Source organism: Luteibacter flocculans, assembly GCF_023612255.1.
Classification (GTDB): Bacteria; Pseudomonadota; Gammaproteobacteria; order Xanthomonadales; family Rhodanobacteraceae; genus Luteibacter; species Luteibacter flocculans.
This window is the reverse complement of sequence record NZ_CP063231.1, coordinates 2,237,090-2,251,515: the sequence shown is the minus strand read 5'-3', so window position 1 is coordinate 2,251,515 and position 14,426 is coordinate 2,237,090. Positions and strand designations below refer to the sequence as shown.

3 protein-coding genes are annotated in these 14,426 nt (G+C 67.4%); all 3 read left to right on the top strand.

Features of this window, described 5'->3' with window-relative positions; genetic code table 11:
• The 3 genes from IM816_RS09430 to IM816_RS09420 all read left to right on the top strand — a co-directional run bounded on the left by IM816_RS09430 (position 1) and on the right by IM816_RS09420 (position 14,371).
• Positions 1–786, top strand: a complete 786-nt coding sequence (locus tag IM816_RS09430; RefSeq protein WP_250337861.1) for a response regulator transcription factor — start codon at positions 1–3, stop codon at positions 784–786.
• Between the two features lie 37 nt (positions 787–823).
• A complete protein-coding gene (locus IM816_RS09425) occupies positions 824–4,297 on the top strand; it encodes a hybrid sensor histidine kinase/response regulator (RefSeq protein WP_250337860.1) in 3,474 nt (1,157 codons plus the stop codon).
• A 333-nt stretch (positions 4,298–4,630) separates the two neighbouring features.
• On the top strand, positions 4,631–14,371 hold the full coding sequence (locus IM816_RS09420) for a cadherin-like domain-containing protein (protein WP_250337859.1): 9,741 nt from the start codon (positions 4,631–4,633) through the stop codon (positions 14,369–14,371).
• Positions 14,372–14,426 lie beyond the last annotated feature (55 nt).

Genomic DNA, 14,426 nt, shown 5'->3' with positions numbered 1-14,426 from the left:
ATGCAGTCTGCTCAGAGTCCGCACATTCTCGTCGTCGACGATGCGCCGGAGGACATCCGTGGGTTGATCCAGGCGCTACGGACGCAGCCCTGGCAGGTCACCCTCGCCACCACCGCGCAGCAGGGCTACCAGCGAGCCCAGTTGCTGGTGCCGGACCTCATTCTGCTGGACGTGCGCATGCCGGGCATGGACGGTTTCGCCCTGTGCCGGCTCCTTCAGGAACTGCCGCGCGCCAGGGAGACGCCGGTCCTGTTCCTGACCTCGGCGTCCAGCCCCGAGGAACGGCTCGAAGGCCTCAATCACGGCGCGGTGGATTACATCCTCAAGACCTGCGAGCCGGCCGAACTGCTTGCCCGCATACGTATTCATCTGCGGCTGTCACGGCGTGCAGCGCTTCCCGATCCCGTGACCGACCCGACACCGAACCGCGACGAAGTGGTGTTGCGGGCGGCCATGCGGTTGATCGGCAAGCGTCTCGCGGACACGTTTACGCTGGAAGAGATTGCCGCCGGCGTGGGGACTTACGACAAGCGGCTGTCTGCGATCTTCCGCGAGCGGCTGGGCATGACGGTATTCGCGTGGATTCGCGAGGAACGCCTGCGCCGCAGCCGCGAGCTGCTTACGGAGACCACGCTGGGCATGCAGGAAATCGCGGAGAACATCGGGTTCCGCAGCGCCTGCAACTTCACCACTGCATTCCGCGAACGCCTGGGCGTGACGCCCAGCCAGTTCCGCAAGGCGGCGAAAGAAGGCGCTGTGACCGAAGCGGCCCATCGTGGTCGCTGAGCGTCGACGACCCGTCCGTGCCCTTTGGCGCCACCTCGTGGCGTTGTGTTTCGGTGTGCTCGTGGCCGTGGGGCAGGCGTACGCCTCCGCCGTGCAATTGCCGCTCACCTTCTACGACCAGGGCAACGGCCTCACCAGCCTGTCGGTGGTGCGCCTGTTCGAGGATCACGAAGGCTTTCTCTGGGTGGGTACCGAGAAGGGTCTCTACCGCTTCGATGGCCTCGGCTTCAATGCGATCGGGCATAACCGCGGTTTCCAGACGTCCGAAGTGGTCGGGCTGGCGGAGGACGCGGGCGATCACCTTTGGGTAGCGTTGCGTGCCGGTCTGCAGCGGCGCGGAGACGATGGCAACTTCACCTGGGTGGCACCGGGCGGCAAGACCTTGTTCGCCGATCGCGGCCAGTCGCTGGCTGCCGACGACCGCGGCGGCATGCTCGTCGTCAGCGGTCACCAGCCATGGCGACTCGCCCAGGACGACGCAGGACGCTGGACATCCGCGCCGCTCCTGCAAGGTACGGCGGCGGACGGCATCGGCGACGTCACGGCAGTGCTCCATCGCAGCGGCACCACCTGGTTCGGTTGCGCCGGTGCGTTGTGTCGCCTGAGCAATGGCGTGCTTACTCGTTTCGGCACCGACCGCGGCGTACCGGCCGACAAATGGGTCGGTCTGTTGGCCTCGCGCGACGGCAGCCTGTGGGCGCGCGGCATACGCCATGTGATTCGCCTTGCCCCTGGTGCATCCGCCTTCACCACACATGACATCCCCGGCGGCCATACCGAGGTTGCCGCGTCCAGCATCGATATCGTCGAGGACCGCGCGGGCCGCATCCTCACCCGCACCGACGTGGGTGTGGCGCGCTGGGATGGTGCGAAGTGGGAGCTGTTCGACCCCGGCAACGGTTTGCCCGGCGTGGGCATCTCGTCGATGGTGGCCGACCAGGACGGCATGGTCTGGATGGGTACCTACGGACGCGGCCTCGTCTATTGGAGCAGTGCCGACGCGGTGGAAAACTGGACGTCCGCCCAGGGCCTAAGCGGCAGCCTCATCTGGTCCATCGCGCGTGGCGACGCACACACCGTGTGGCTCGCCGGGGAATCCGGCGGCGAAGTGATCGTGCCGGCCGAAGCCCGCGCGCATCGCTGGCCGCTGTCCGTGCCTCCGCCGAACCAGGCGCATGCCGTGATCGCCGACGGCAAGGGCGGGATCTGGTACTTCCTCTTCGACGGCCGCGTGCTCCGCTACGACACCGCCGCAGGCACCACCACCAACGTGGCCGCGCTGCCGTACCTCTTGCGCGGCGCGCATCTCGATCGCGCCGGGCACTTCTGGGCCTACACCCTGGGCGGTCTCTACGAGATCGATCCGGTCGGCGCGGGCGCCACGCCCGCGGCGCCCGGATTGATCCCCTCCACGATGTGTTCCGACATGGCCGAGGATGCCGACGGCCGACTATGGGTCGGTTGCAGCTCCGGGCTTTACCGGCATAACGCCAAGGGCTGGTCGCGGGTGCGCGTCATGCCGACCGAATCGTCGGGCGGCTACGAAAACGTGGCCGTCACGCCCGACGGGCGACTGTGGCTGAGTTCATTGCAGCCCGGCCTGTTCGTCGGCCACGTCACCGATGCCGACGCGGTGACCGTGGCACCGGTGAACGATCCGCTGCTTGCCGACACGCGCTTCTATTTCCTGCGTACCGACCGACGCGGTCGCCTTTGGGCGGGCGGCGGCAACGGCGTAGACGTGGCCGATGGGAACACCTGGACGCGCCTGTCGATGCGCGACGGTCTGCTTTGGGACGAAACCAATCACGGCGCGTTCCTTGCCGACGACGACGGCACGGTGTGGATCGGCGCGCCGGTGGGCCTGACCCACGTGCTCGACCCCGACCAACTTCTCGCACCTCGTCACATCCGTCCCTTGCTGCTCTCGGCCCATTACGGCGAAAGCGAAGTCGCGGCGGCGTCGCCCACGCTGCCGTTCAAGGAAACCGCGCCGCTGGTCCTGCGCTTCGGCGTGCTCGGCAACAGCGCCGGTCATCCCGTGCGTTTTCGTTATCGCCTTCCGGGCCTCGACGAGGATTGGGTCGATACCGCGCAGCGCGAGGTCCGCTACGCGTCGTTGCCGCCGGGGCAGTATCGCTTCGAGTTGACTGCCGTCGACGTCAACCGGCGCACGTCGTCCGAACCGGTCACGCTCGACTTCACCGTGGCACCGCCGTGGTGGCAGACGCCGTGGGCATACGCGATCGAGGTGCTCCTGCTCATCGCGCTCATCGCGCTGGCGTGGCGCTGGCGCACTCGCCGGCTGATCGCGCACGCCCAGCGGCTGGAGGGCATCGTGCAGGAACGCACCGCCGAACTCCGCCAGTCGTTGCAGGCCAGACGCATGCTCCTGGCCCACGTAGGCCACGACCTGCGTGCACCGCTGGGCGCGGTCATGAATGCGGTACGCCAGTGGCGCGCCGGCAACACCCGCCGCGACTATCCGCAGATCATCGAGCGCCACGTGCGCCAACAGGTGGATCTGATCGACGACCTGCTGGAATTCTCCCGCGGTGAACTGACCGGCCTGCGTCTGGAGCCGGTACCCGGTTACCTGCACGGGTTCCTGCACGACGTGGCGGAGCAGGCCGTGCTTCTGGTGGAACGGCACGGCAACCGCTTCGCATGCCATTTCGACGAGCACTTGCCGCCGGTGGTCAGCGCTGACTTCCGTCGCCTGCGTCAGGTGCTTCTGAACCTGCTCGGCAATGCGGCGAAGTTCACCCACGACGGCGCCGTGGCGTTTCATGCCGATGCGGTACCCGAGCGCGGAGGGCGCGTGCGTCTCGTGTTCACGGTGGAAGACGACGGCATCGGCTTCGATCCCGCCGCCCTGGAATCGCTGCAACAGCCGTTCGCCCGCGGTGACAATGCGAACCAGCACGAAGGGAGCGGGCTTGGCCTCGCCATCGTGGTCCAGTTGCTCCAGCACATGGGCACGCGCCTCGAGGCCGAGCGCCTGCCGTCCGGCGGAAGCCGCTTCAGCTTTGCCGTGGCGCTTCCGCTGGCGGACGAGGACGATCTCGAGGCCGAGCTTGAACCGGGTGGAGAGATCGACGAGCCCGACGGCGAGGGCAGGGTCGTGCTGGTCGTGGAACCGCACGCGGCGCGCCGTGCGGTCGTCTGCGATCTGCTCGATGGCTATGGCTTCCAGAGCATCGGCGTGGCGGATGCCGCGAAAGCGCTGGATGTCCTGCGGCATGAACGAGCGGACCTCGTGATCACCGAACAGCAATTGCCGCGCGGCGACGGCTGGCAACTGCTGCAAGCGCTGCGTGCTGAATCACCGGATGTACCGGTGCTTCTCTATACGGCAACGTCACCGTTGCGTCCTGCCGATGCGCGCGCCACCTTCGACGCGGTGCTGCTCAAACCGGCGACTGCAGCAGAACTGGTGACCTGCGTCGTCCGCCTCATCGCGGCCGCGGCGGACGAAGAAGCGACTCCCATGCGTGATCGAATCGACTGAATCGACGACGGACCGTCGTCGTCCGGCGTCCGCTGCAGCAAACGTCTTCGCCACAGCACCGTTCTTTCCAAGCGCCGCGGTAGTGCGGCGCCGCGTTCTTGCGTGCGCCAGATAACCGTCGCGCGGCTTTGCCCGAGCGGAAGATCGTCACGCCGCACGTGACGCAAATTCCCATGTAACCGTCTTCTCTGTATCGCCGATGAGACATAGCATCGGCGCCGCCGCTGTGACGTGGTTCACAGCATCACGCCGCCGATCCTTCCCCCGAGCGCCTCTGGCCTTCGGGCGGAGCCCGTCGGCCCATGTCATGCCCGTCCATCAGTAAGGCGCCCCATGCCAGGGACCAAGTCACATAACCCCTTCCGTCCGCGTGCCCACCGCTATGCGCTGGAGCCGCGCCAGATGTACGACGGCGCGGCGCTCGTCGAAGCGGCGCATCACGTCGATCCTGCGCATGCGGCGCAGGACGCGGGCAAGTTCGTCAGCCCGGCCAGCGAACAGCCGGGGCACGCCGCGCCCGCGCCTGCACCGACGCCGCCTCCTGCACCCAGCGTGCCGCCGCCGACCGAGGTCTACATCGTCGATCAGAGCGTGGCCAACTGGCAGTCGCTGGTGTCGCAGTTGCCGAAGGGCAGCCAGGTCGTGGTGTTGGATGACAAATCGTCAGGCCTGACGCAGATCGCCGACGCACTCCGCGGCGAGCACGACGTTGCCGCCATCCACATCCTCAGCCATGGTGCCAGCGACTCGATCTCGCTCGGCAGCGACACGGTGACGGCAGCGAACGTTGCGGCGTACACGAGCCAGTTGCACGACATCGGCGCCTCGCTCGGCACCAACGGCGACATTCTTCTCTACGGGTGCGATGTGTCGAGTCACGACACCGCGCTGGTGACGCAGCTTGGTCGCCTGACCCAGGCAGACATCGCCTCGTCCACCGATGCCACGGGCGCGGCTGCGCTTGGCGGCGACTGGGTGCTGGAAAGCAGCGTCGGCCATATCGAAACGCGCGCGCTGGCGTTGAATTACGACGGGCTGCTCGCGGCGCCGACGGTCGATACGACCAGCAAGGGCATTACCGTCGCGGAACCGAGTTCGCTGAACGCGGCGGGCGCGGATCGCACCACGTTGAGCGGCTGGTCCATCGTCGACGACGCGGTGGGTGGAGATTCGATCACGGTCAAGGCCGTGGTCGGCGACGCCAGCAAGGGCAGTCTCGTGTCGGCCAGTGGCGGTACCGCAATCGCTGGTGGATTGACCTTTACCGGTACCCGTGCCCAGGCAAGCGCCTGGCTCAACCAGCTTACGTTCGTGGCGGCCGACGTCGAACTCGGCAACACCGCGGTACGCACCACCATCGACGTGACGGTCACCGATGCGCAGTCGCTGTCGGCCACGCGGTCGCTGGACGTGACAATCACGCCGTCGAACGATCCCGTCGCGGTACCCGATGCGGTCAAGACCGTAGCCGAAGTCGATGGCAGCGGCCACGCCAGCGTGACCGTGATCGGCACCGATACGCTCGCGGCCGTGGATGCCGAGGTCACGGCCGGCACGCAGACGCCCACGCAGATCGTCTACAGCCTCACCGCGCTGCCGCAGTACGGTTACCTCACGCTCGATGGCAACCGTCTCGGCGCCGGTTCCGTGTTCACGCAGCAGGACGTCATCGATGGACGCCTGAGCTACGTGCATACGGCTACGGGTGCCGATCAGGACACCAGCGATGGCTTCGTCGCTCGGGTGAACGATGGCGCCACGCCGCTCGACAAGTCCGCCGATGTGCACGTGACGCTGAACGTGCAGCCGGTCAACCAGGCGCCGACCATCGGCGGCGAAGGCATGGTCTACGAAGGCCAGCCGCGCAACGCCGTGGATACCGGCAGCGTGGGCCAGTACATCGTGGCTACTACGGGCGGCGATCCGCAGGACACCTCGCTCACCGTCACCATCACCTCGCTGCCGACGCACGGCACGCTGTTCTACAACGGCGTGGCAGTCACCGTCGGCCAGACCTTCGATTACGCCAACCGCAATCTCCTGACCTACAGCAACGACGGCGTCGATGGCATCGCGCAGGACAGCTTCGGCGTCCGCGTGAACGATCTCGGCGGCGGTACGGGCACGCCGGGCAGCGCGGACGGCACGATCACGCTCGACATCCACGCGGTCGACGACGACCCGTCGCTGGATGCCGGCAGCACGCGCACGGCCACCGTTACAGCACCGGGCAACGGCCCTGCCGGCGCCTATTCGGTCGTGCTCACGCCGGGGATGATCGGCGCGTCCGACGTCGATTCGCCGGACCAGAACATCAGCTTCGTGACCGGCCAGGCAGGCCTCACGCACGGCTATCTGCTGCTCAACGGCGAGCAACTGAAAGACGGCGCCACGTTCACCATGGCCGACATCACTGCGGGTCGCGTGCAGTACGTGCAGACCACGGGCGCCACGGCGGGCCAGCAGGACACGTTCCACTTCCAGGTCGTGGACAACACCATGGCCCTGCGCTGGAACCCGGACGGCACCACGTTTACCCGCATCGGTGGCGACTACACCGGCGGTGCACGGACGGACACGCTGCGCGACTACACCTTCGCCATCAACCTCGCCCCGACGCCGAACGGTAATGCCGGCGGCTTCCCGATCCACGACCCGGTGACGGCCGAGAACGGTTCCACGTTCGCGGGCGTCGATCCAAGCGGTCACGCGCTGGGCGTGCTGCCGGAAGGCGGCAACATCGTCATCCACGGCACGACCACCAACGGGCAGCCGACCGATTTCGCGACCATGCCCGGCTTGAGCTATACGGCGCAGGGCGTGGATCCGTCCCAGGTCGTGTACACCTTCCTCGGCTTCACCAACGACGGCGTGGCCGGCAGCGCGGGCGCGCTGCAGAAGCAGGTCAACGGGACCTGGGTCGATGTCGCCACGTACGGTACGTTCACGCAGGCCGACCTCGATGCCGGGCACGTGCGCTTCCAGCACGATGGCGCAAGCGAGAACTTCCACGTCACCGCCAACTTCTCGGTCTCCGCGGGGTTGCTCACGGTGCAGAACGGGCAGGCCGTGGCCGATAGCTGGACGCCGTCGTTCGACATCTACGTGACGCCGGAAAACGATGCACCGGTCGTCACCGGCTCGTCGAGCACGGTCATCAACGAAGGTGAGATTGCGTACATCACCAAGGGCCAGCTCGGCATCACCGATCCCGACGACGCCACGAGCCAGGGGTATCTCGAAGGCTCGCCGACGCTTGCGGGTGGCGGCAACAACTACGCCTACAACAACGACGCCACCGGCGCGAACGCGCTCAAATTCCTCATCACCAGCCTGCCGCCGGGCGGCACGCTGCAGTACTCGACCGATGGCGGCGCGCATTGGCAGGACGTGACGGTCAACACGCTGCTCGACGCGTCGATCGTCACCGGTAGCGCAGGTACCACGGGCCTGCGTTTCGTGAGCAACGGCTCCGAGGTCCGCAGTGCCAGCTTCACGGTCGAGGCACAGGATCGCTGGGGCCAGCGTTCGGCGACGGACGGCACGGTGACCATCCAGATCACCAACGTCAACGATGCGCCGCAGATCGCCAAGGATCCGACCCAGGCCGATCCGGGCGTACCGTCGGATTCGCCGAACAACATCGGTGGTACTCCGGTCAACGAACCGCTCACGGTGCCTGAGGGTGGTTACGCGCAGATCACCACCGGCATGCTCCAGGCCTACGATCCCGATAGCTCGGCTGAGCAGGTGCAGTACACGATCACCAGTGCGCCTGCGCACGGCAACATCGCGTATTCGACCGACGGCGGCGCTACTTTCCACATCCTCGGCAAGGGCTCGTCGTTTACGCAGGCCGATGTCGCCGCAGGCCGGATCTACTACCTCAACGACGGCACGGAATCGACGGGCGTGTCGTATCCGTCCACGCCTGACGACCGCTTCGGCTTCACGCTCTCCGATGGCGACAAGGAACAGACGGGCAACGAGTTCTGGATCTACACCGATCCGACCAACGACGCACCGGTCGTGACCGCGCCCTCTGGCCCGATCAATCTCGGCGGCGCCGATGCACAGCACAACCCGGTACCGGGCTTCAGCGTGGCCGATCCCGACCTGACGGCGGGTGTCGGCGGTGGCGAGGCCGACTTCGTGCAGGTCACGGTGCGTTTGCTCAACCCGAACGGCACGGCCTTCAGCGCGGCCGACTACGCCGCCGATGGCGTCTCGATCGGCGTCGCCACCGGCGGTGGTGTGGTCGTGGACGGCGACAAGGACGGCAACGGCGATTTCCTCGTGCTGCGCGGTACGCGTGCGCAGATCAACGCCGCGCTCGCCGGCCTCACGGTCAACTTCGCAGGCGACCGCGACGCGACCTATCAGGTGCAGGTCATCGCAGACGATCGCCTGCGCGATGCCAACGGGGATCTCACCAGCGGCGCCAACGGCGGCAGCGTCAATCAGTCGGCCACGCCGGGCACCGGCACGGGAACGAGCACGCGTCCCGTCGACACCACCAACTACGACTGGTACAGCGCTACCGTGCCAGCCAACACCGGCAACCTCGCTGCAGCGGCCGTCGTAGTGCGGGCATCCAGCATCAACGAACCGGGCACGCTGACCGGTCCCAGCAGCGGCACGGTCTACGAAGACCAGGCGACTTACATCGGCGGTGGCTTCGTGGTTGCCGATCCTGAATCGGCGGCGTTCGACACGCCGGTGACGGTCACGCTCACCGTGCCCAGCGGGGTGCTGGGCATCGGGGGCAACGGCGCGCAGACGAGCGCCATCGCAAGTGCTGCCGGCAGCCGCGCCGTCACCATCACGGGCGACAACACCGGCACGCTGGTCCTCACCGGTCGGGCCAGCGATATCCAGGCGTTGCTCAACGACGCCAGCAAGGGGCTGACCTACCAGAGCGCCGCCAACGTCAACCACGACCTCAACGGTGCGGCAGCGGGCGACGTCACGCTCACGCTTCACTTCGACGATGCGGGGTCGCGAATCGGTGACGACACCGGTGCCGGCAGCGTCGCCAACAATCCGCCCGACATCCAGGTCGCGCTCGACATCGTCGCGGTCAACGACGCACCGACGGTCAGCACCGGTGCGGGCACCATTTATCTCAACGGCAATACGGCCGTCGGCGGATTCGTGGTGGGCGACGTCGACTACACGGATGGCGGCGGCATCACCACGGGCGAGCAGGACTTCATGCAGGTGACGGTCCGCGTCACCGACGCCAACGGCGTGCCCTTGTCGCAGGCCGCGTACGCCAACATCGTGCTCGGTTCCAGCAACAGCGGTACGGCCGGTGCGGCCATCGACGGTACCTACGACGGCACCGATGCCGCGCTGGTCGTTCGCGGTACGCGTGCGCAGGTCAATGCGTATCTCGCGGGCCTGCAGGTTTCCATTGGTGGCTCGCTGGCGAACGCCGACCAGTCGTATCGCGTGGAAGTGATCGCCGACGACCGCCTGCGCGACGCCAACGGCAACCTCGACGGTTCGGGCGCGGCGAACGGCGGTCAGAACGCGAAGGCGGGTGGTGGCACGCAGGTCGTGCCGACCGCCTCCATCGATCCGTACGCGGCCGTGCCTGGCGGTCTCACGCAGGACGTCGCCTCGGCTTATCGCGTGGTGTTCCCGTCCTCGGTGAACAATCCCACCGCGATCGGCGTTACCGCGCCGAACGCCGCCGACGAAGGTGCGGCCGGCGTGTACACGCTGAGCCACGTCACGCTCGCCGATCCGGATGCCGGCACCGCGCCGATCACCGCGACGGTGACCTTGCCGACCGGCTTCGGCGTACACGACGTCAATGGCGTCGCGGGTACGTCCGGTACGTTCGGCGGCGCCGCGTACACCGTCGGTGCGGACGGGCAGGGTCGTACCACGATCACCATCACCGGTACGGTCGGCCAGGTCGAAGCCACCATCAATGCGATCGGCGTGCAGCTTCCGGGCGCCGAAGCGGGCGACAACAACGCCTTCTGGAACGGCACGTTCCAGGTGCAGGTTGCCGTCAACGACAACGGCAACCATGGCGGTCGCCCGGATCGTCCGACGCTCGATACCGACGGCACGGACAACGCCAGTGCCGACCCCAGCACCGTGGGCGACCATTACGGTTACGCCGATGGCGACGGCGGCACCTCGAATGCGCTCGTCACCACACGCGTGTTCGACGTCACCATCAGCAGCCGCACGCAGGTGAACGAAGCCGGCCTGACCGATGCCAGCGGCAGCCAGGGCGTGGACGGCACGGCGAGCCTCGCGCTGTTCAACAACCTCGACAGTGTGACGATCGGCAACCCGGCGGACGGCCCCGGTCACGCGATCACGCTGACGCTCGCGCAGCTGCGCGATCTGGCGAACGTGCCGGTCGCCCAGCGCACGATCGTCACCGACCACGGCACCCTCGTGGTTACCGGCTACCTGCCGGGCTCGGACGATGCGCATGGCACGCTGGTTTACCACTACAACCTCACCGGACCGGTCAACCAGCCGGGTGCGACCGGCAGCAGCGAGACCATCGCCATCGCCACCCGCGACAGCGAAGGCTTCACCGACAGCGGCAGCATCACGGTGAACATCGCCGACGACGTGCCGGTGGCGCATGCCGATACGGGCGACGTGAACGAGGATGGCGCGGCGCTGTCGGGCAACGTGGTCAGCGGCGACGCCGGTGGCGGCCAGGCCGACCATGTCGGCGCCGACGTGACCGCGACGCCGGTGTCCGGCGTCGTCGCCGGCACGGCCGGCGGTCCGGTCAGCGGCAATGTGGGCGCGGGCGTGACGGGTCAATACGGCACCTTGACGCTGAACGCCGACGGCAGCTACGGCTACCTGCTCGACAACGGCAACAAGACGGTGAACGCGCTGAAGGATGGCGAGACGCTCACGGACGTCTACACCTACACGATCACCGATGCCGACGGCGACACCAGCACGACCACGCTCACCATCACGATTCACGGCCATACCGATGGCGCGCCCGCGATCACGCCGCACGACGGCAACGGTCCGGGCAATACCACCGAATCCACCGGTCATACCACCGTGTGGGAATCCGGCCTGACGCCGGACGGTCCGCTCGGTCACGATCACATATCGACCGATTCCATCGACATCTCTGCGCCCGACGGGCTGGTGAGCATCGTCGTGGGCGGCACGACGCTCACGACCGCGCAGTTGAACGCGTTGAGCAGCGGGTCGCCGGTCGTCATCACGACGCCGAACGGAACACTGTCGCTCACCGGGTTCACGCCCAGTGGGTTCGTCGGCGGCGTGCCGACGGGTGGCACGCTCACCTACACGTATACCCTCACGGCATCCGTCGATCAGGCCGGTGCGGATCACAGCACCGACACGATCGCACTGTCCGTCACCGATGCCGGCGGCTCGACCGCCAACGGCGCGCTGGTCGTGGACATCGTGAACGACACGCCGACCGCACGCGCCGACCAGGCCGAGGTCAACGAAGACGGTGCGGCGATCGGTGGCAACGTGGTCACGGGCGGCACGGCGGGACTCGTGGCCGACCGCGTAGGTGCGGACGGTACGGCAACGCCTGTCTCCGGCGTCGCGGCCGGAACGGCAGGGGGGCCGGTCACGGGCAACGTGGGTGATCGCATTGCCGGTCAGTACGGCACGCTCACGCTGAACGCCGATGGCAGCTACGGTTACGTGCTGGACAACGACAATCCGACCGTCAATGCGCTGCGCGACGGTCAGACGATCAAAGATGTCTATACGTACACGATCACCGATGCGGACGGCGACACCAGCACCACGACGCTGACCATCACCATTCACGGCCACACCGATGGCGGCCCATCCATCCTGCCGGTGGATGGCAATGCCGCCGCTGTCGGTCATGCGACCGTGGCAGAGTCGGGTCTCGTGGATCACGACGGTTCGCAGGTCACCACCGGCACGATCGACCTCACCGCCGACGATGGCCTTGCCAGCATCTCGGTCGGCGGCACCACCGTCACGGCCGCGCAGCTCGCGGCACTGAGCAGCGGATCGACGGTGAGCATCGTGACGCCACAGGGCACGCTCGTGCTCACGGGCTTCCAGCCCAGCAACAGCGTCGGCGGCGTGCCGACGGCGGGCACGCTCAGCTATACGTACACGCTCGATCACGCGGTGGACCAGCCGGGCAGCACCGGCAGTGTGGACCCGATCGCGCTCACCATCACCGATGCCGGCGGCGGCAGTGCAAACGGTACGCTCGCGGTCGACATCGTGGACGACGTGCCCACCGCGCACGACGATGCCAACAGCATCAAGGAAAACGACGCGACGGTCTCGGGCTCGGTGCTGGTCAACGACCGCGTCGGTGCCGATGTCACGCCCACGCCGGTCTCCAGCGTCGGTTTCGGCGATACGAACGGCACCGTCGGCTCGCCGCTGGACGGCAAGTACGGTGCACTCACGCTCAACGCCGATGGCAGCTACAGCTACGCGCTCAACAACGACAACCCGACCGTCAACGCGTTGAAGGACGGTGAGTCGCTGACCGAGACCTACACCTACGTCATCACCGATGCCGATGGCGACAGTGCCACCGCCACGCTCACCATCACCATCCAAGGCACCACGGACGGGCAGCCGACGATCGTTCCCGGTGGCGGCGGCAGCGTCGGCGGCGGCGATCACGTGGCGGAGCCGGGTCTCGTGGACGGTGGCGGCAGCGACACGACGAAGGGCCATATCGATGTGGGCGCGCTCGACGGCCTCGCCAACGTCACCGTAGGCGGCACCACGCTCACGGCGGAACAGCTCGGGTCGATGAGCCCCGAGCAGCCGATGACGATCCGCACGCCCGATGGCACGCTCGTGCTCACCGGATTCACGCCGACCACCATGGTGAACGGCGTGCCGACGGCAGGCCGCCTCGACTACACCTATACGCTCGACCACGCGGTACAGCAGAACGCTCCGATCACGCATGACGTGATTGCGCTCAGCGTCACCGACGTCACCGGCGTCGAGTCCACCGGGCAGCTGGTCGTTGCCATTGCCAACGACGTGCCCACCGCGCATGACGACAGCGCCACCATCGTCCAGGACGCCGGACAGACGAGCACGGGCGGCAATGTGTTCACCGGCAGCGGTGCCAACCACGACGGTGCGGATCGCATCGGCGCGGATGGTCCCGCGGTGGGTGGCCCGTTGACCGCCGTGGTCTCGTCGAACACGGGGCAGCACGGCGTCGTTGGCGGCGGCAGCCGCGGCGAGTACGGCACCCTGGTGCTCAACGCCGACGGCAGCTATAGCTACCAGCTCGACAAGAGCAACCCGAAGGTCAGCTCGCTCGATGCCAGCCGCACGCTGACCGAGGTGTTCGTCTACACGATCACCGATGCCGACGGCGACGCCAGCGAGGCACGCCTGACCATCACCATCCATGGCACCACGCCGCCGATGCAGGCTCGCTGGGGCGATCAGATCTTCCCGATCGCGTACGAGCACACCACGCGGGACATCCACCAGGGCTATGTGCCCGGACTGTTCGTGCTTCCGGAAGTCAGCGAGTCGCAGAGCGACACGCTGCGCTGGCAGAACCAGTGGGTGAGCGGACGCGGCGATGCCACGGCAGCGACCGATGCCATCGCACAGGATCCCTCCAACACGCAGTTCGTGCTGCGCGATGGCGTGGCGTTCTCGCGTCAGCTTCTGGTCGAGGCGCATGCGCGTGCTCGCATCGCGCTCAACGACTTCGGTCTGGCATCGAGCCCGCTGTGGGACGATTTCTCGCCGTTCGCGCCGAGCCGCATCGGCGAGCGGGAAGCCTACGGGCGGGCCGCGCCGGAACACGCGCACGTCCCGGCTGGCCACGCCCACGAACGCGACCACGAAACGACGCCGCCGACGCAGGGCGGGGAGCCCGCCAAACACGCGTCGCATCCGGCGCCCGCTGAGGTCGCCGTCGTGACGCAGGTGCCGCCTCCGGCATCCACGCCGACCGGTGCGCCGTCGTTCACTGCACAGATCGCGGCGATGGCAAAGGCCGGCGCCGTACCGCTCACTTCCGCGCCCGCTATTACGCAGCCACGCCATTAATCGCGTGCCGGCGATGCGATCCATCGCCGGCACCGCTCACAAGGACCGACTCTCC

What these genes read in the sequence shown, in the direction of transcription:
- IM816_RS09430 (WP_250337861.1), top strand. Translation starts at nt 1, where the DNA reads ATGCAGTCTGCTCAGAGTCCGCACATTCTCGTCGTCGACGATGCGCCG.
- IM816_RS09420 (WP_250337859.1), top strand. Translation starts at nt 4,631, where the DNA reads ATGCCAGGGACCAAGTCACATAACCCCTTCCGTCCGCGTGCCCACCGC.